Annotated in this window: 15 protein-coding genes and 1 tRNA gene; 7 read left to right on the plus strand and 9 right to left on the minus strand. The window is 68.2% G+C overall.

Features of this window, described 5'->3' with window-relative positions:
- Positions 1–5 precede the first annotated feature (5 nt).
- From AC1PLS_RS12075 to AC1PLS_RS12095, 5 genes are all read right to left on the minus strand, one after another.
- A complete protein-coding gene (locus tag AC1PLS_RS12075) occupies positions 6–944 on the minus strand; it encodes a DUF1684 domain-containing protein (protein ID WP_184431298.1) in 939 nt (312 codons plus the stop codon).
- A complete protein-coding gene (gene mutL / locus AC1PLS_RS12080; RefSeq protein ID WP_184431300.1) occupies positions 944–2,797 on the minus strand; it encodes a DNA mismatch repair endonuclease MutL in 1,854 nt (617 codons plus the stop codon). Before mutL ends, AC1PLS_RS12075 begins: the two co-directional genes overlap by 1 nt.
- Positions 2,798–2,934: 137 nt before the next feature.
- On the minus strand, positions 2,935–4,632 hold the full coding sequence (locus AC1PLS_RS12085; RefSeq protein WP_184431302.1) for an N-acetylmuramoyl-L-alanine amidase: 1,698 nt from the start codon (positions 4,630–4,632) through the stop codon (positions 2,935–2,937).
- A gap of 70 nt (positions 4,633–4,702) precedes the next feature.
- Positions 4,703–5,203, minus strand: coding sequence for a tRNA (adenosine(37)-N6)-threonylcarbamoyltransferase complex ATPase subunit type 1 TsaE (gene tsaE, locus AC1PLS_RS12090; protein ID WP_054592731.1), 501 nt, complete (start codon positions 5,201–5,203; stop codon positions 4,703–4,705).
- Complete coding sequence (locus tag AC1PLS_RS12095) at positions 5,200–6,687, minus strand: NAD(P)H-hydrate dehydratase (protein ID WP_184431306.1); 1,488 nt, start codon at positions 6,685–6,687, stop codon at positions 5,200–5,202. Before AC1PLS_RS12095 ends, tsaE begins: the two co-directional genes overlap by 4 nt.
- Positions 6,688–6,711: 24 nt before the next feature.
- On the opposite strand from AC1PLS_RS12095, the gene queG reads away from it, so the two are divergent.
- Both queG and xseA read left to right on the plus strand, forming a co-directional pair.
- Positions 6,712–7,779: a tRNA epoxyqueuosine(34) reductase QueG gene (queG, locus tag AC1PLS_RS12100; protein WP_046343068.1), complete on the plus strand. Its 1,068-nt coding sequence runs from the start codon at positions 6,712–6,714 to the stop codon at positions 7,777–7,779.
- Positions 7,780–7,833: 54 nt separating this feature from the next.
- On the plus strand, positions 7,834–9,174 hold the full coding sequence (gene xseA / locus AC1PLS_RS12105; RefSeq protein ID WP_481103725.1) for an exodeoxyribonuclease VII large subunit: 1,341 nt from the start codon (positions 7,834–7,836) through the stop codon (positions 9,172–9,174).
- A 234-nt stretch (positions 9,175–9,408) separates the two neighbouring features.
- Here the strand turns inward: xseA and AC1PLS_RS12110 are convergent, their stop codons facing one another.
- Together AC1PLS_RS12110 and AC1PLS_RS12115 are read right to left on the minus strand one after the other, a co-directional pair.
- The gene (locus AC1PLS_RS12110) at positions 9,409–10,665 is read right to left on the minus strand and encodes an AcvB/VirJ family lysyl-phosphatidylglycerol hydrolase (RefSeq protein WP_481103726.1); all 1,257 of its coding nucleotides are present in this window, start codon (positions 10,663–10,665) and stop codon (positions 9,409–9,411) included.
- Positions 10,666–10,909: 244 nt separating this feature from the next.
- Positions 10,910–12,775, minus strand: coding sequence for an SUMF1/EgtB/PvdO family nonheme iron enzyme (locus AC1PLS_RS12115; protein WP_481103727.1), 1,866 nt, complete (start codon positions 12,773–12,775; stop codon positions 10,910–10,912).
- 97 nt (positions 12,776–12,872) lie between these two features.
- Between AC1PLS_RS12115 and rnd the strand changes: the two genes are divergently transcribed.
- From rnd to AC1PLS_RS12140, 5 genes are all read left to right on the plus strand, one after another.
- Positions 12,873–13,967, plus strand: coding sequence for a ribonuclease D (rnd, locus tag AC1PLS_RS12120; RefSeq protein WP_104607961.1), 1,095 nt, complete (start codon positions 12,873–12,875; stop codon positions 13,965–13,967).
- A 473-nt stretch (positions 13,968–14,440) separates the two neighbouring features.
- A complete protein-coding gene (locus tag AC1PLS_RS12125; RefSeq protein WP_024939285.1) occupies positions 14,441–14,842 on the plus strand; it encodes an H-NS histone family protein in 402 nt (133 codons plus the stop codon).
- Between the two features lie 88 nt (positions 14,843–14,930).
- A tRNA-Ala gene (locus tag AC1PLS_RS12130) sits at positions 14,931–15,006 on the plus strand.
- A 162-nt stretch (positions 15,007–15,168) separates the two neighbouring features.
- A complete protein-coding gene (locus AC1PLS_RS12135) occupies positions 15,169–15,345 on the plus strand; it encodes a hypothetical protein (protein ID WP_440584004.1) in 177 nt (58 codons plus the stop codon).
- Positions 15,346–15,549: 204 nt separating this feature from the next.
- Positions 15,550–16,629: a sensor domain-containing diguanylate cyclase gene (locus AC1PLS_RS12140; protein ID WP_481103728.1), complete on the plus strand. Its 1,080-nt coding sequence runs from the start codon at positions 15,550–15,552 to the stop codon at positions 16,627–16,629.
- A gap of 222 nt (positions 16,630–16,851) precedes the next feature.
- Here AC1PLS_RS12140 and AC1PLS_RS12145 read toward each other — a convergent pair whose 3' ends face one another.
- Both AC1PLS_RS12145 and AC1PLS_RS12150 read right to left on the minus strand, forming a co-directional pair.
- On the minus strand, positions 16,852–17,361 hold the full coding sequence (locus AC1PLS_RS12145) for a chemotaxis protein CheW (RefSeq protein ID WP_024939283.1): 510 nt from the start codon (positions 17,359–17,361) through the stop codon (positions 16,852–16,854).
- Positions 17,362–17,372: 11 nt separating this feature from the next.
- Entirely contained in the window at positions 17,373–19,031 is a 1,659-nt protein-coding gene (locus AC1PLS_RS12150; protein ID WP_054592737.1) for a methyl-accepting chemotaxis protein, read from the minus strand.
- Positions 19,032–19,097: the final 66 nt, after the last annotated feature.

The following is a 19,097-nucleotide window of genomic DNA, read 5'->3' on the forward strand; positions in this document are numbered from 1 at the left end:
CCACGTCAGTGCGGCACCTTGTAGGTCTTCTCGCCGGCTGACACCGCCAGGTCGATGCGGTTTTCCGGTGGCGGCAGCGGACAGGTCGCAAACGGGGTGAACGCGCACGGCGGGTTGTAGGCACGGTTGAAATCGACGACCACATGCCCGGAGGCGTCGGGCACGTCCAGGTCGAGAAAGCGCCCGGCCGGATAGCTGCCGTGCCCACTGGTGCGGTCGGCGAACACCACGAACATCGGCCGCCCGGGTTCGCCGATGGTCTCCAGCCGATACGCCTTGCCATCGCGCTCGAAGGTGATTGCCCCGGCGTTGGGCTGTTCGCTGCTGATGCCGACGATGTCCACGATCGGAATGGTCTTGCCGACATCGTTGGGCACATAGCGCGCGCTGATGCGCCAGGACGGATCGACCGGCCAGTAGTCCAGCCCGGCGAAGTGGCTGCGCGATGGCGCGTCGGCATGCTTGACCCGCAGCGCGTTGCGGTCGCCGCGATGGATCAGGCTCAACACGCCCTTGCCGCCATCGAAATGGATGAAGGTCGGCTGCGGGTCGCGATCGGACTGGAAGCGGATCCTGCCGGTCAGCGGCTTGCCGTCGACGGTCAATGCTGCGCCGCGCTCGGGCACGAACCAGACCGTATCGGCCTCGGTCGCGACCATGCCCATCTTGGGTGGCCCGACCGCCAGCCTGATGCCGCTGTCGGCACTGCTGCCGATGTAATGCGCCTTCAGCGACAGCCAGTGCAGGCCGACCAGGCTGGTCCAGCCATCGGGCGCGCGCAACTCGGTCAGGCGCGCTTCGCGCCAGGCCGCGTTGTCGGCCAGGAAGGCCTTGTCGAGTGCGGCCGGCGCTGCCGGTGGCGATGCATCCTTGCCACAGCCGGCCAGCGCCGCACACACCAGCATGCCGAGCAGCCAGCGGTTCCCCATGTGCAATACAGCCATCAGCGCCCCCTCAGGAACCAGCGATCGATTTCGCCCAGCGTAAACCGTGCCCAGGTCGGTCGGCCATGGTTGCATTGGCCCGAGCGCTCGGTGACTTCCATATCGCGCAGCAGTGCGTTCATTTCCGGCACGGTCAGGCGCCGGTTCGCGCGCACCGCGCCGTGGCACGCCATCGTGGAGAGCAGTTCGTCGCGCGCACCGGCAATGCGCCGGCTCTGGCCATGCTCGCGCAGATCGCCGAGCACATCGCGCAACAACGCCTCCGGATCGGCATTGGCAAGCAGCGCGGGAATGCTGCGCACATGCAGCGACTGCGGGCCGGCGCGGGTGATCTCGAAGCCCAGGCTGGCCAGCGTGTCGGCCTCGCGCTCGGCGGTGTCGGCCTCGCGCTCGCCTACCGCCAGCGTCATCGGCACCAGCAGCGGTTGTGCGTGCAGGCCGATGCTGTCGTGCGCGTTCTTGAGCCGCTCGTAGCCGATGCGTTCGTGCGCGGCATGCATGTCCACCACGATCAGGCCTTCGGCGTTCTCGGCCAGGATGTAGATGCCGTGCAACTGCGCGACGGCATACCCCAGCGGCGGCACGCCACTGTCCGCGGCAGTCGCCGGCAGGCCCATCCCGCTGCCCTCCGGCAAGGCGGCAGACTGCTGCTGCGTGCCACTGGACGGCGGCGCATACAGCGCGCTGTAGGCCGCACGCGCCTCGTCCACGCGCAGGCCCAGTGGAGTCTGCGATGGCGTCCACTGACCGTAGCCGGCACCGCCGCCACCGCCACCGTAGTTTGGTCGGTCGAGCATGCCGCCCGGCGCCGCAACCGCGTCGCTGGCGCCCTCGGTGCCGAGGCTGTTGGGCATCGCACCGGCACGCGTATGCGCCAGCGCGTCCTGCAAGGTGCGGTAGACGAAGTCGTGGATCAGCCGCGCCTCACGGAAACGCACCTCGTGCTTGGCCGGATGCACGTTGACGTCCACGCGCGCCGGATCCAGTTCCAGGAACAGCACGTAGGCCGGCTGGCGACCATGGAACAGCACATCGCCATAGGCCATCTTGACCGCGTGCGCGACGCTGCGATCGCGCACCGAGCGGCCATTGACGTAGAGATACTGCTGGTCGGTACTGGCGCGCGAGTAATGCGGCTGCGCGACCCAGCCATGCAGCCGCAGGCCGGCGCCACTGTGATCGACGCGCAAGGCCTGCCGCGCGAAATCCTCGCCCAGGGTTTCGCCCAGCCGCGCATCCGAATACAGATCGCCCGGCTTGTAGCGACGCGACGGTTTGCCGTTGTGCGAGACCCGCAATTCCACATCCGGGCGCGCCAACGCCAACGAGCGCAGCCATTCTTCGATATGCCCCAGCTCGGTGCGCTCGGCACGCAGGAACTTGCGCCGCGCCGGCACGTTGAAGAACAGCTCGCGCACTTCGACCGTGGTGCCGGGCGCGTGTGCACGTGGCACCACCTCGCTCAGGCGCCCGCCATCGATCTCCAGTGCGGAGCCATGTTCGGCATCGTGGCGCCGCGAGATCAGCGTGAAACGGCTGACCGAGGCGATCGACGGCAGGGCTTCGCCGCGGAATCCGAGCGTGGCCACGGTCTCCAGATCGTCCAGCGATGCGATCTTGCTGGTGGCATGCCGCGACACCGCCAGCGGCAGTTCGTCGGGAGCGATGCCGCCGCCATTGTCGCGGATACGGATCAGCCGCACGCCGCCCTCTTCCAGCTCGATATCCACGCGGGTGGCGCCGGCATCGAGTGCGTTTTCGACCAGTTCCTTGACCACCGACGCAGGTCGCTCGACGACTTCGCCGGCGGCAATCTGGTTGATCAGGATCTCGGGGAGCTGACGGATCGCCATCAGTACAGGCGCTCGCGCTGGACGCAGACTGCGGAGCGCATCGGGGGTGTCACAGGCAAGACAGACGTCGGCACGGCAATCCGGCGGCGCGCGGGCGCCGTCATCAAGGAATCAGTGCGGAATGATAGCCGAGCGGCTCAGCGGCTGCCGCCGGCCACGGTGCCAGCGCTGGCATCGGCTTCGGCCTGCGCGCGCGCGGCAAACAGGGTGCCCGGCGGCGGCTGGCGGGTGAAGAAGGTATCGATGCCATCCAGCACGGCCGAGGCGATCTTGCGCTGGTAGGCCGGATCGATCAGCCGGCGCTCTTCGTCCGGATTGGAAATGAAGGCGGTTTCCACCAGCATCGCCGGCATGTCGGAGGTGCGCAGCACCGCAAAGTTGGCGCGTTCCAGCTGCGGCTTGTGATTGTTGCCGATCCGCTTGAGGCCGCCGAGCACGTGCCCTGCCGCATCTTCGGAGGCCTTCATGTGGCCGCTCTGCGCCAGGTCCAGCAACACGTTGGCCAGCGTGCTTTCGGTCTGCTGCAGACGCACCCCGCCGACCAGGTCGGCGGCATTTTCCTTGTCGGCCAGCCAGCGCGCGCGCTGCGAGGAGGCGCCCTTGGTCGACAGTACATAGACCGACGAGCCGGTCGCACTGCGGTTTTCGGCAGCGTCGGCGTGGATGGAGATGAAGATGTCGGCCTTGGCGGCGCGTGCCTTCTGCGCGCGCATCGGCAGCGGAATGAACACGTCGGTATCGCGCGTCAGGTAGGCCTTCATGCCGGGCGTGGCATTGATCTGGCGCGCCAGTTCGCGGCCGACTGCCAGGGTGACGTCTTTTTCGCGCTTGCCGGTGGGACCCATGGCGCCGGGATCCTGGCCGCCGTGTCCCGGATCGATGGCCACGATCAGCGGCCGCATGCCCGGTGCCATCTTGATCCGCGAGGCCTCGCTGGGCAGCACCGGACGCGGCGGCAGGTCATCGCTGTCCGCCGAGGCCATACTGCCGGCAGCCGCATTCGGCATGGCAGCCATGGCATTGGCGGATGCAGCACCCAGCGGCGCGTTGCCGCCATTCAGGATCGCAGCCGGCGATGCGGCGTTGCCTGGCAGCGCCGAGCCGGGCGCGGCACCGGCGGTGGAGACGGTGACGCGGTTCGGGGTGCCGGCGGTGCTTGCTGACGCGGCCGTGCTGGTCGTCACCGCGGTCGTGGCGGTGCCTGGACGCGGTGTCGGCACGCCGGTGGCGACCGTGGTCGGTACCGGTGCCGGAGTCACGCTGGGCATGGCCGACGCAGGCACATACGGTGCGGGCGCCGGAGCAGGCGGCACCACCGACGCGCGCTGCGCGGACGCCGCCAACGCAGCGGTTGCGCGGGCGGCTTCCGATTGTGCATTGGCCGGGCGCGGCGGCGGCGCGGCAGGCGCGGCGGCGGTCACCGTGCCGGCAGCCGGCGGATCGCCCGGCCACTCGATCACCAGGGTGGATGCGCTGCCCAGCGTCTGCATCTGCGGCTTCAACGGCGTCACCGGCGTTGCCAGCTCGAATACCACCCGGAAGGTGCCCGGTACCGGTTGACCGGTACGCACCGACGTCACCAGGCCGGCAGCCGGCGGCAGCTTGAGGCCACGCACACCCGAGGAATCGGGAAAGTCCACCACCAGCCGATTGGGGTTGGCCAGCGACAGCGTCTTGAATCCGCCGCTACCGGCGAGCTGGATCTCCGCGCGCGTGCCGGTGGCACCGGTGCTGACGCCTACGCCCTTGATTTCGCCGGCCCACGCAGCAAAAACCGCCAGGCTGAGGCTGGCGGTCACGGTGGAAACACAGAACTGGCGGAACCCCGGTGTCATGGCGCTGGATTCAATCACCCAAACGTAGGAATTGCAAGGTGATTTCCCTTAATAATCCACAACCTGGCGTTCATTCTTCCTGTGAGCTGGCACAAAGGGACTGCAACTGAGGCAAGTCCGACAGCCGCCTCAGCCAGTCGCGGCCGGTTTCGCTGCGGCCCAGCAACGTCACGCTGCGCCCCTCGCCGTCGACTGCCAGTTCCACGTCCAGATCCACCGGCGGCAATGCACCAGCGCCGCGTTCCGGCCATTCGACCAGCCACAGGCTGGCGCTGCCTTCGTCGAGCCCGAGAAAATCCAGTTCTCCGGCCTGCCCGATGCGGTACAGATCCAGGTGCCAGGCCTCGTCGCCAGTGCCGAGCGGATAGCGCTCGACCAGCGTGTAGGTGGGGCTGCGAATCGGCCCGGTGACGCCGAGTGCGCGCAGCAGGGCGCGCGCCAGTGTGGATTTGCCGGCGCCGAGATCGCCGTGCAGTTGCACCATCGCGCGGGTGGGCCGCACCGCGGCCAGGGCCTGTCCCAGGGTTTCGGTGGCCTGCGCATCGACCAGGTGTGCGCTGAGTTGGCTCATGCAATGGCTCCGGCATTGGCGAGGCGGCGCAGTTCGGGCAGCAGATCGGTCGGCAGCAGGCCGCGCTCGCCCGCGCGCGCAGCTGCATCGCCGGCACAGGCATGCAACAAGGCGCCCAGGCTGGCGGCATCGAAGGGCGACCAGCCCTGGGCCAGCAAGGCCGCGATCACGCCAGTCAGCAGGTCGCCCATGCCGCCGACCGCCATGCCCGGATTGCCGGCATCGATGATGCGCGGCACTGCGTGCGGCGCGGCGATCACGCTGCCGGCGCCCTTGAGCACCACCACTGCATCGAAACGTTTGGCCAATGCGTCTGCGGCAGCCAGTCGATCCTGCTGAACCTGCCTGGTCGACATCCCCAGCAGACGTCCAGCCTCGCCGGGATGCGGGGTCAACAAACGCGGGCCGCGCGCCGGCACCGGGTTGGCAGCCAGCAGATTCAGGCCATCTGCATCGATGACGAGAGCGCGGTCCGAGGCCAGCACCGCACGCCACAACCGCTGCGCCCAGGGGTCCTGGCCCAGGCCCGGACCCAGCGCGACCACGTCGGCGGCGTCAGCCAACGCGGCGATGTCGTCGTCGGCCTGCACCGCACGCACCATCGCTTCCGGGCAACGCGCCAGCAGCGGCGCGACGTGCTCGGCGCGGGTGGCGACCTGCACCAGCCCTGCCCCGCTGCGCAGGGCCGCTTCGGCGGTGAGCATGACCGCGCCGCCGCTGCCGAGGTTGCCGCCGACGCACAGCACGCGACCGGACTCGCCCTTGTGCGTATTGCGTCGCCGCGGGCGCAACTGCGCGGCCAGTGCGTCGATGTCCCAGCTGTGCGCGGCCGGCGCCAGGCCGTCGAATGCGGCATCCGGCACGTCCAGCGACGCGGTTGCGCGCGTGCCGGCATGCTCCAGCGCATCACCGGTATAGAGCCCCAGGTGCGGCACGATGAACTGCAAGGTGGCCTGCGCGCGCACCGCGGCACCGAAGGCCACGCCATGATCGGCATCGATGCCGCTGGGCACGTCCAGTGCGAGCACCGGCACACCGGCGGCGTTGATGGCGTCGATCAAGGCGGTGGTCTCGGCGTCGGGCGCGCGGTTGAGGCCGATGCCGAACAGCGCATCGACGATCACATCGGCCTGCGCCAGCGACGAGGGAAACAGCTCGATCGCACCGCCCACGCCCAGATAGTCGGTACAAGCACGTTGCGCCAGCGGCGATGCCGGGCCGTGCTCGGCAAGATGCACCACCTGCACCTGGCGCCCGGCCCGCTGCGCCAGGCGTGCCAGCACATAGCCATCGCCGCCGTTGTTGCCGGTGCCGCAGACCACCACGATGCGGCGCGCCTGCGGCCAGCGTTCCAGCAGATGCTGCCAGGCGGCCTGCCCGGCGCGCTGCATCAAGATGTAGCCGTCGCCGCCGAGCAGCGTGGTGGCCTGCGTGTCCAGCCTGCGCGCGGCAGCGGTGTCGTAAAGATCGAGCGGTGCGTACATGCCGGGAATTCTATACTTGTCGCCATGTCTGCCGTCCTTGCCCGCCCCGACCCCACCGACGCTGCCGCGCGCATCCGTGCGCTCGCGCGCGAGGCGGGCTTCCAACGCTGCGGCATCACCGGCATCGAGCTCGGCGAAGACGAGGCGCATCTGCGCAGCTGGCTGGAAGAAGGCCTGTACGGGACCATGCACTGGATGGCCCAGCACGGCGACAAGCGTTCGCGCCCGCAGGAGCTGGTGCCGGGCACCTTGCGCGTGCTGTCGGTGGGCATGGACTACGGCCGCAAGGACGACACTGAGGCCTGGAACACCTTGCACGACGGCCGCCGCGCCTACGTGGCACGCTATGCGCTGGGGCGCGATTACCACAAGCTGATGCGCAACCGGCTGCAGAAACTGGCCGAGCGTATCCAGGGCGAAGTCGGCGCGTTCGGCTATCGGGTCTTCGTGGATTCGGCACCGGTGCTGGAGCGCGCACTGGCGCGCAATGCCGGGCTGGGCTGGATCGGCAAACACACCTGCCTGATCGATCGCAATGGCGGCTCATGGTTCTTCCTGGGCGAGATCTACCTCGATCTGCCCTTGCCCATCGACACCCCGGCCACTGCGCATTGCGGCACCTGCACGCGCTGCATCGACGTCTGCCCGACCCAGGCCATCATCGCCCCGTACCGGCTGGATGCGCGCCGCTGCATCGCCTATCTCACCATCGAACACGACGGCGCGATTCCCGAGCAGATGCGCAAGCCGATCGGCAACCGCATCTTCGGTTGCGACGACTGCCAGCTGGTCTGCCCGTGGAACAAGTTCGCCCAGCGCACCGACGAAGCCGATTTCCGCGCCCGCAACGAGCTGGATGTGGCGACGCTGCCGCAGCTGTTCGCCTGGGACGAAGACGAGTTCCTGCGCCGCACCGAAGGCAGCCCGATCCGTCGCAGCGGCCATCAACGCTGGCTGCGCAACATCGCGGTCGGCCTGGGCAATGCGCCCGGTACGCCGGAGGTGTTGGCGGCGCTGCAAGCGCGCCGCCACGACGCCTCGGAGCTGGTGCGCGAACACGTGGGCTGGGCGCTGGCGCAACACGGCTTGTGAGGTCCCGCCCGATGCGCTCACGCATGCGCATCGCCGCTGCGGGATAATGCGGCGATGGCCGACCGCAACGAACAGATCCTCACCCCCAGCCAGCTCAATACGCTGGCACGCGACCTGCTGGAAGGCAGCTTTCCGCTGGTTTGGGTGGAGGCAGAGCTGAGCAGCGTCACGCGCCCCTCCTCGGGCCATCTGTACTTCACGCTCAAGGACGCGCGCGCGCAGATCCGTTGCGCGATGTTCAAGCCCAAGAGCACCTGGCTGAAGTTCCAGCCGCGCGAAGGGCTGCGCGTGCTCGCGCGCGGACGTCTCACGCTGTACGAAGCGCGCGGCGACTACCAGCTGGTACTCGACCACATGGAAGAGGCTGGCGAAGGCGCCCTGCGCCGGGCCTTCGACGAACTGCGTGCGCGCCTGGCCGCCGAGGGTCTGTTCGACGCCGAGCGCAAGCAGCCGTTACCGGCGCATGTGCGGCGGCTGGCAGTGATCACCTCGCCCAGCGGTGCGGCGGTGCGCGACGTGCTCAGCGTCCTGGCGCGCCGCTTCCCGTTGCTGGAAGTGGACCTGCTGCCCTCACTGGTGCAGGGCGACAGCGCCGCGGCGCAGATCACCTCATTGCTGCAGCGCGCCGATGCCTCCGGGCGCTACGACGTCATTCTGATCACCCGCGGCGGCGGCTCGCTGGAAGACCTGTGGGCTTTCAACGACGAACGCCTGGCCCGCGCGATTGCCGCCGCGCACACGCCAGTGGTGTCGGCGGTCGGGCACGAGACCGACTTCAGCCTCAGCGATTTCGTGGCCGACGTACGCGCGCCCACGCCCTCGGTGGCGGCGGAGCTGCTGGTGCCCGATCAGCGCGAGCTGGTCGCGCGCGTGCGGCGTGCGCGCGCCCGCATGGCCCAGCTGCAGCAGCACGCGCTGGGCAATGCGATGCAGCGCGCCGACCGGCTCGCCCTGCGCCTGCGTGCGCACAGCCCGCAGGCGCGGCTGCAATTGCTGCAACGCCGGCAGCAGGACGCCGGCCGCCAGCTGCGCGCGCGCATGACCCAGGTGCTGGAGCGTCTGCAGGCACGCCTGCAACGGACGCAGGCGCGCCTGCACGCGCACAACCCGCAACGTGATCTGGCCAGGCTGCAGCAACGACTGCGCGCACTGCATCCGCAGACAGCGATGCAGCGGCGCATGCAGCATGACCAACTGCGGCTGCGCAGCCTGGCACGCTCGCTGGAAGCGGTCAGCCCGCTCGCTACCGTCGCGCGTGGCTATGCCATCGTGACCCGCCCCGCCGATGGCAGCGTGGTGCGCAGCGCCGCCGAGGTCAGCGCCGGCGAGCGCCTGCGTGCGCAGCTGGCCGATGGCAGCATCGAAGTGCGGGTCGAACCAGGCAACGACGACTGACGGCGGTAACCACGCGTGCTGCCTGGTTGACGCGGGCGATCAGCAAGCGCACACGCATCGCTTTGTCGCGATAACGATGAGCTGCAGGGCGGTCGCCCGAGCAGCGTCGTTGATTGGCACAAAGGGCGCGCCTGGGCGGCGATATCCGCTTCGCCCAGGCGAACCAAGCCTGGATCAACCCTTCAACCCGCCGCAGACCGTTCCGCGTGCAGATCAGAGGGCATCACCGGCTCTCTAACTATGACTGGGCGTCTGCGCCGCCTGCTGCCAGCCCTGCAGCAGCAGCCCGGCCAGCACCACCGGATCATGGTCGAAGTGATGCCCGCCCGGACGCGCCACCACCTGCACGCCACGCGCGCGCAACTCCGGGCACAGCGTGTCCTTTTCCTGATCGCCATAGATGCATTGCAGGCGATGCGCGTCCAGCGACTGGATCGCCGGCTCCACATCGCGCTCGGCATCGTTATGCCAGCCAAGCCAGCCACCGACACGCACCTTGAAATCGGCTTGATGGGCAAGGCCGAGCAGGCTGACAAACTGCACCGATGCGCGCTGCTGCGGCGACAGCTCGGGATAGGCAAACGGCAGCACATCGGCGCCGAACGAGTAGCCCACCAGCGCGACATGGTGGATATGCCAACGCTGTTGATAGGTCGCAATCACCCGATCCAGGTCCGCCCCGACCTGCTGCGGCGTGCGGCTGGCCCAGAAGTAGCGCAGGCTGTTCCAGCCCACCACCGACACGCCCTGCTGCTGCAGTCGCGCGGCAATGCCCTTATCGAGTTCGCGCCAGCCGCCGTCGCCGGACAGCATGACCACCATGCGGTCGCTGCCGGGCGCATGCAGTTCGACCAGCGGCAGATCGCCCACGCCCTGCGCCTGGGCCGTCAGGAAATGGCCCCGGGTGGCCGCAGCGATCTGCATGGGGCTGGCAGCGTCGACCAGGTCGTCAAGGAAGCCTTGATTGGCATCGGGCACGTCGCGCGAGCAGGCCAGGCCGCCATCGCTGGCGTCGCTGGCGTCGCCATCGGCGACAACCGCGCCGCCCAGCACGTCGGGCGCGGCCGAGGCCAGCGCCTGCCGCGCCAGCACCGCGCCATCGCCCTGCCCCACCAGCACCGGCGGCAGGAACGCGTCGACATGCTCGGCGCGCAGCAACTTCTTGCCCAATCGCTCGGCATCGTCGGCCAGGGAGCTGCAGGCTGCGTGATGCGCGCGCACCCGTTCGCGATAGCTGGCGGTATCGACCACCGCGACCAGCGCGCCGTCGTTGCTCAGCATCTCGGCAAGCCGCTGGCCGTCCTGCGCATGGCCGCTGTCGGGCAACAGCACCACCATGGCCTTCGGCGTGCCTTCCGGACGCAGCACCTCCACCGAGCGGTAATGCCCGGCAGTATTTCCGTCCTGCAGATGACGCGCCACGGCGTAGCCACTGCCGCCGATCAGCAGTGCAGCGATGACCCAACGAAACACCTTGATTCCCCAGTCCATCACCGCAATCCTCGCAAGCGCTGGCGCTTGGACCGCGGCCGAGGCGGCCGGTTCCATGGCGATTGCAGGCAGCGTTCGCTGCGGTTAAGCCTGCGCGTCCTGGTCCTGCAGCGGTAAAGGCTAGGCCCTGCCTAGGCCGTTGCGGCCGACGGGCACTGCGGGGGGCGCAAGCCACCCGGACGGCACGGCGATCGATCTGCGTGCCGGCGCAACACGCGCATGCGCACGGACTTGCAGATGCGCCCTAGATCCCGCGCGCTACGCGGAAGCCGATCCGTGCGCTGGTGCTGTCCGAATCCTGCGACTGCCGCCAGGCCGCACGCGTCTGCTGCGGCGAGTTGGCCCAGCTGCCGCCGCGGATCATGCGCTGCCGGCAGCCGGGGTTGAACCAGGCGGCACCGTCGGCCGGCGCGCGACGGTAACTGGCATGCCAGCAGTCGGCCACCCATTCGCTGAGGTTGCCGCCCATGTCGTGCAGCCCCCAGGCATTGGCGCGAAAGCTGCCGACCGGCGCCGGGCCCCAGAAGCCGTCGCCATAGCCGACAAAGCCGTTGTTCCAGTGCCGGCCGCTGCGCGAGACATCGTTGCCGCCGGTGAAGTTGCCCGCATCCAGCGGCGGCGAGCCGGCATTGCCCCAGGGATAGCGCCCGGTGGTGCCGGCGCGCACCGCGTATTCGAACTCGGCCTCGCTGGGCACGTGGTAGTGGCGGCCGGTCTGTTCCGACAGCCAGCTCGCATAGGCTTCGGCGTCGCGGATGCTGACGTGCATCACCGGGCTGTTGGGCGCGGCCTGCGCACCGTTGTAGTCGGACTGCCAATCCACCCCGCTGCGGCGGATGAAGTTGCCGCTGCGCTCGTCGTACACCACCGAGTGCCCGCGCCGGGTGGCACGCGGACGCGCGCCGGTCGCCTCGACGAACTGGCGGAATTCGGCAACCGTCACTTCGGTGATCGACAACGCAAACCCGCGCGCGAAACGCACATAATGCGCCGGGCGCTCGTTATCGGAGGCGCCGGGCTCGGCATCGCCGGCGCCCATCTGGAACGCGCCATGCGGCACCACGATCATCTGCGGACCGCGCCCGCCGACCTTGAGCCCGTCGGTGAACACCTGCCCGGGGCGGAAGCTGCCGTAATGGGTGGCCAGTTCCAGCCGCCGCCGCAGATCGCCGGCCACCGCATCGCCCGGGTCGGCGATGCGCAGCACCTCGGCCAGTGTTTCGCCAGCCGCCTTGAGGCCGCGGGGCGAGGTGAGATCGTGAAGGGCGGCGTCGTGCAGGGCGGCGATCTGGGCACGACGCATGCGCTCGATGCGCGCACGTGCATCGGCAATGGTCGGTGCGCGCTCACGCACCTGCCCGGCCATCTGCAACCAGTAGCGTGCGCCGATGAAGTCGCTCGCCTCGGCCGCCTGCTCGGCGCGTGCCAGCAGGCCGCTTTCCACTGCAGCCAGCCCCTGGCGCGTGCGCGGGTTGTCCGGATCCAGCTGCGCCGCATCGCGAAAGTTCACCAGCGCCCCGTTGCCGTCTTCGCCCAGGCGGCCGCCACGCAGATCCTCCTCGCCGGCACGGTTGAAGCTCAGCACCCGCTGCGCAGTTTCCACTGCGCGCTGCAGTGCGCGCACCGTCGGGTCCTGCGGAGCGAGCGCCAGCGCCACGATGGCCAGCTCACGCGCCTGTTCCAACGCGCTGTCCTGACGGTCGGTCTGCGCGATCAGCGCCTGGCCGCGCTCGATCAACCGGCGCCGCGCCTGCTCCAGTCCGCGCCGGCTGGCCGCGTCCTTGCCGTCGGCGCGTTGCTGGATTGCCAGATACAGCGGAATCGCATCGTCGGCGTCGCGATAGAGCCGATCGTCCTTCAATGCCTGGTCGGCGCGCTTGCGCACCTGCGCCAGCGGCTCATCGCCCAGGTCCACTGGCGGCGGCTGCCATTGCGTCACGGTTTCGGCGGATTCTTCGCCACCGATGGACACATTCGGCTTGCTCGGCACCGCGGCGGCGGCAGCGGGTTGCGGCGCAGCGGCAGGCGCTGGCGTCGGTGTCCGCGAACAGGCGCACACGCTTAGCGCAACCAATGCCCACGCTGCGATCCGGTTACCGCACTCACCCACCACCTGCTCCTTCCAGTGCTCTGCCGCACGACAGGCGATCGCGACGTTAGGCTATTCTGCGCGTTCTGCGCAAACCCTTGCTGTCGACGGAAATCACGTGCCCCATTGGATCACCCACCCCTCCGAGCTGAGCGAACGCCTGCAGGCATCGCGTCCGTCCCGCATTGGCCTGGATACCGAATTCATTCGCGAACGCACCTACTGGCCGCAACTGGCGCTGGTGCAGATGGCCATCGGCGAGGAGATCCTGCTGATCGACCCGCTGATCCCGGGCATGAACGAGGCGCTCAGGGAATGGTTGACCGCCACCGACATCGTCAAGGTAATGCATAGCGCCAGCGAGGATCTGGTCACCTTCAAATGTGCGTGCGGGGTATTGCCGCGGCCATTGTTCGATACCCAGATCGCCGCCGCGCTGGCAGGTGTGGGGGGTGGCATGGGCTACCAGAAACTGGTGCAGGAAGTGACCGGCACTTTGCTGACCAAGGGCGAGACCCGCTCGGACTGGATGCGTCGCCCGCTGTCGCCGGCGCAGCTGGAATACGCCGCCGACGATGTGCGTTATCTGTTCGCCATCCACGACGAACTCACCCGCCGCCTGACCGAGCAGGATCGCCTGGGCTGGCTGGCCGAGGACGCCGAGCGCCTGCTCGCCACGGTGGAGCACGACGATGGCGAGCGCTGGCCGCATGTGAGCCTGCGCACCGCGCAATTCCTCGAGCCTGCGGCGCAGCGCCGCCTGCTGCGCCTGTTGCGCTGGCGCGACCTGCAGGCGCGCCAGAGCGACCGCCCGCGCAGCTGGATCCTGGACAACGAACTGGCCAGCCAGCTGGCGCGCTTTCCGCCCGCCGATCTGGATGCCTTGCTGCGCCAGTTCGACAAGTTTCCCAAGGCGCCGCGCAAGCTCGCCGCCGCAGTGTGGGAAGCGCTCAGCACGCCGTTGCCCGACGAGGACCATGCACCGCTGGCGCAAGCCGCCACCGACGGCAACAAGGCCGTGCTCAAGCGCCTGCAGGATGCGGTGGCCCAGCGCAGCCGCGAGCTGGGATTGCCCGACGGCATCCTGGCCTCGCGCCGGCATCTGGAAACCCTGATCGAACAGCGCAGCTGGCCCGCACCGCTGGGGCAATGGCGCCGCGACGCGCTGGAAGCGCAGCTGACGCCGCTGCTGGAAGACGCCACGGCGCAGTGACGTGATGCAGTGGTCGCTAGGCCACGCATCCCACGCGGCCGTAGTGATGCGGGCAAGGCGCAGACGGCCGTACGCCAGCTGCGTCTGCACATCGCCGGCCGTGGGTCAGACCAGAAATTCGAGCAGCATCCTCTTTCATTGCCGCATCTGCCCTTGCACAGCGCGCTATCGAAACCGGCGCAGTCGATCAGGACAGGGTTGGCCATCATGCAGTCAATCTCTGGCCGGCGCTGCACGGAGATGTCATCCCGCCTGGCCTGCTGCTGTATCGTTACGGCCGGGGTCGCCGCCTGCGCAAGCATGCTCGGCGACCTCGCCAGGACACTGCAAACGCGTGACCAGACGCTGTGAAAGGCCTGGCCATGCCGCGTGCAGGCACGCGCACGCGCAACGGCCGCCCCCGGGCCACATGCCATAATGACGCGCGCCCATTGGGCAACGTCTCCACCCCCTTATTCCGAGGCCATACCTCTGTGAGCAATACCACCTCCAAACTGGATTCCATCGCGCAAGCCAAAGCCAAGCTGCTGGACGAGCTGCAGAAGCTGGAAGAACAGGAAAAGACCGAGCGCGCGAGCGAGGCATCCTCTGCGCATGCCACCATCGTCTCGCTGCTCGAGCAGTTTGCCGGCCATTTCAACACCAAGCAGCGCAACGATATTGCCGCTTACCTGGGTACCACCCCTGCACGCAAGGAAGTGGTCAAGAGCGGCCGTAGCGAAGTCAAGCCGAAGTACGAACTGCCGCACACCGGCGAGACCTGGTCCGGCCGCGGCCGCACGCCCAAGGCCTTCGCCGCCTGGGAAGGCTCGGTGTCGTACAAGGAATGGAAGGCCAAGAACCCGGACCTCAAGTTCCCGCTGGTCCGCGAGTGATTGCCGCAGGATCGCGCCTGCGGGCGGCGATCCAGGTCGCCGGACTGCTTGGCGAATTGCGCGACATGTGGTTAGAATCCAGGCACGTGGGGCGGTAGCTCAGCTGGGAGAGCGTCGCGTTCGCATCGCGAAGGTCGAGGGTTCGATCCCCTTCCGCTCCACCATTGCTTCAATCGTAAAGGCCTCGGAAACGCGACGTTTCCGGGGCTTTTGCGTATTGGACAGCAGCGTCGGCGCAGCGCGGTGCCAATCCGCGCGACGGCCATGTCGCCAGGATCACATCGCGCGCGCTAACGTCCGTTTCATCACCATCCCGGACGCAAGCCATGAGCAACAAGCAGAGCCAGCCCGACAAGGCCGCCGACGATCAGCACGGTGTCTCGGAGAGCCAGCAGGATCGCAAACAGGATGAGGCCGCCAAGCAGCGCCCCGGGCAGAAGGACATGCAGATCCATGACGAACAAACCCGCCGCCCCGAGGGTAACGACGGCCAGGGCGAATGAGGCGCCAGGCAGGGCGGTTCTGCAGCGCGTCAGCGTGGAGTCGCTGCCACTGACCTGCCCTGCCCGATGTGGCAAGATCGGTGACGGGCGTCATCCGCTGGGGTGGATGAGGTCTGCGCCAACCAACGCGTGCGACGGTCCAAGACACGGTATCGCCATGCGCACATCCATCGCCTGACGGCGCCTTGTTCCGGTGGTCTATCCATGCAGATTCCTGACGCGTCCGCGTTGCACCTCTTTCACGCGACGCTGCTGCCGCGCAACGCCGCCGTTGCGGCGCGACTGCCGGCGAACGAAGACGAACGTCTGGCCGCATTGCAGGACTACCAGCTGCTGGACACTGCACCGGAGCCGGTCTACGACGCCTTCGCCTCGAGCGCGGCCGAGGTCTGCGGGACGCCGATGGCCCTGATTTCGCTGATCGACACGCAGCGCCAGTGGTTCAAATCGAAACTGGGCATGGCGCCACGCGAAACCCCGCGCGAACTGTCGTTCTGCGCGCACGCGATCCTCGAACCCGACCAGGTGATGGAGGTTGGCGACACCCACCAGGATGCGCGCTTCGTGGGCAATGCGCTGGTCACCGGCGAGCCGCAGATCCGCTTCTATGCCGGCGCCCCGCTGCTGACCTCCGATGGGATCGCGCTGGGCACGCTGTGCGTGCTGGATCGCACACCCCGGCGCCTGTCGGCGGCCGAGCGCGACGCACTGCAGGCGCTGGCACGGCAGGTCGTCGACACCATCGAGCTGCGCCGTGCGGCCAAGCTGGTCGAGCTGGACGCGCTGCGCGACGAACTCACCGGCATGTGGAACCGCGCCGGTCTGGAACATGCGCTGCAGACACACGCACAGAGCTCGCCCACTGCCGCCACGCCATCGCTCGCCCTGGCGCTGATCGAGCTGGATGGCTTCAAACGGCTGAGATTGCAGGCGGGCGCGGCGGCGGCGGATGCAACGCTGATCCAGGCTGCCAGGGTGATCGAAGCGCAGTTGCCGGATGCCGCCACGGTGGCACGATTGAGCCGGGATCAACTCTGTATTGCCTTGCCGGAAACAGCGGCAACCAAGGCAATGGAGCTGACCGAAGCTGTCCGCAAGGCGATCGAAGCGGCCAGCTGGCCAGCCGGCGCATTGACGATCAGCGCAGGGCTGGTCGAGGTGGCAGCCGGTGCCTCGCTCGACAGCAATGCCTTGCTGGCGCGCGCGCGGCACGCCCTGCAGGGCGCGATCAGCAATGGACGCAACCGCGTGCAGCGCTTCAATGGCTGGCATCGGCAGGACTGAGCGGCAGACCGCGCGTGGGCTCGGCGAGGTAGGCCAGCAGGGCGCTGATCGACACGACTGCGCAACTTTGAATCGCTAGATCGATGCCTGTGTACGGCTGCAGTCTTTCCACTTACGACCGCAGTGCACACACACCCGCCAGCGCGCCTGTCTTGCGTGGCTAACGCGTGTAGCGATCAGCTGCCAGGCGGCAGCCGTATCGCCAGCGGCGCTTGGCCAGGCTCAGGCTGCCAGCGCATCGGTGTTGCCGGCAATTTCGTCCACCTGCAGCACCTGCTCCATCTCCAGCAGCACCACGAAGCGCTCGCCCACCTTGCCCATGCCGCGCAGCAGGTCGCGGCGGATATGCGTGCCGAACGATGGCGCCGCTTCGATGTCCTGATCGGCCAGTTCGATCACCGCGTTGACCGCATCGACCAGCACCCCGATCACCTGCGTTCCCTGCGCCTGCTCGGTGGCCAGGATCACGATGCAGCTGCGCTTGCCGATCGCGCTGTCGGCACGCCCCAGCCGCGACTGCAGATCCACCACCGGCACCACCGCACCGCGCAGGTTGATCACCCCGCGCACGCAGGCCGGCATCGACGGCACCGGCGTGGGTGCGCGGTACTGGATGATTTCGCGAATGCCAAGAATGCTGATGGCGAAGGTTTCGCCATCCAGCTGGAAGGTCAGGTACTGGGCCGCCGCATCGGCGTCGCCAGGCATCACATCGGGGGTCTGTGCAGTCATCGATCGGTCTCTCAGAAGCGGGCGAACTGGCCTTCGTCCGGGCCCTCGGACATCGCATAGGCCGGTGCTGCGTCACTGCGCCAGCCGCGCGCACCGGGCGCACGTGCCGGGCGTGCGGCCGCCACCTTGCCGCGCTTGGGCGGCGTGCTCGCCGGCCCCTGCCCGCCCAGGCGGAAGAACGCCATGCTCTGCTGCAACTGCTCGGCCTGCGCGCTCATTTCCTCGGCAGTGGCGGCCAGTTCTTCGGATGCGCTGGCGTTCTGCTGGGTGGTCTGGCTCAGCTGCACCACCGCCGAATTGATCTGGCTGACACCGGAGGATTGCTCTTCGGAAGCCGCGGAAATCTCCTGCACCAGGTCCGAGGTGCGCTTGATGCTGGGCACGATGGTGTCGAGCAGACGGCCGGCGCGATCGGCCAGTTCGACGCTGGAACTGGCCACCTCGCCGATCTCCTGCGCGGCCACCTGGCTGCGTTCGGCCAGCTTGCGCACCTCGGCGGCCACCACGGCAAAGCCCTTGCCGTGTTCGCCGGCGCGCGCCGCTTCGATCGCTGCATTGAGCGCGAGCAGATTGGTCTGATATGCGATGTCGTCGATGATGCCGATCTTCTGCGCGATCTGCTTCATCGCCTGGGTGGTGGCGACCACCGCTTCGCCGCCTTCGATGGTCTCCTTCGCGGCCTGCGTGGCCATGCCATCGGTGATGCGGGCGTTTTCGGTGTTCTGGCTGATCGATGCGGTCATCTGCTCCAGCGAGGCGCTGGTCTCTTCCACACCGGCGGCCTGTTCGCTGGCGGCCTGCGACAACGACTGTGCGGTGGCGCTGACTTCTTCCGACGCGCTGGCCAGGGTTTCGGCACTGGTGTTGACCTCGCCGACCACCTGCGACAGCTTCTGCACCATCGTGCGCATCGCTTCGAGCAGCTGCGCGGTTTCGTCGCGGCCATGCACGTCGATGCGCATGGTCAAATCGCCTTCGGACAGCCCGTTGGCCACCGTCACCGCGCGGCGGATCGGGCCGGTGACGCTGCGGCTGATCACCACGCCGAGAACCGCGCCGAGCAGCACGCCGCCGCAGATGATGGCCATCAGCAGCTTTGAGCTACGCGCGTGGATGCTGCCGGCTTCGGCATTGGCCGAGGCAGCGCTGCGCTCGCGCAGGCCGCTCAGATCGGTCATCAAGGTATCGACTTCATCCGAGCTGGCACGCACCGCGCGCGAGAGTTCGGCCAGTTCCGGGTTGGCGTCGCGCAAGGCTTCGCGGTTGGCGGCGTCGATGAAGCGGCCGCGCTCTTCCAGGTATTTCTGCCAGGCGCGGTCGAACTGCGCCAGCTTGTTCCTGCCTTCCTCGGTCTGGAAGCTGGAACGCGCGCGCGTCATGTAATCGACCACCTTGGCGGTGTACTTGTCGATGTTCTGCACATGCGACTGGCGCTCTTCGGCGCTGCTGGCCAGCAACAGGTTGGCGCGTGCGCGGCCGGCGTAGATCAGGTTGATATTGGCCTCCTTGACGTTCGACAAGCCAAGCAGCTCGCGCTCGTAAAGCGAGGTCGACAGGTCGCTGATACGACCGGAGTTGGAATAACCCACCCACCCGATGCATGCGCCGATCGCCGAGACGATCAGGAACGCCACGATCAGCCTGGTTCCGATTCTGAAGTTGCCTAACATTGGGGAGTTCTCTTGAAGGTGGTGCATGCGCGACCTGCGTTGCAGGGTCGCCCGGTGGCCTGGTGC

This window comes from Xanthomonas sp. NCPPB 3218 (assembly GCF_056725185.1).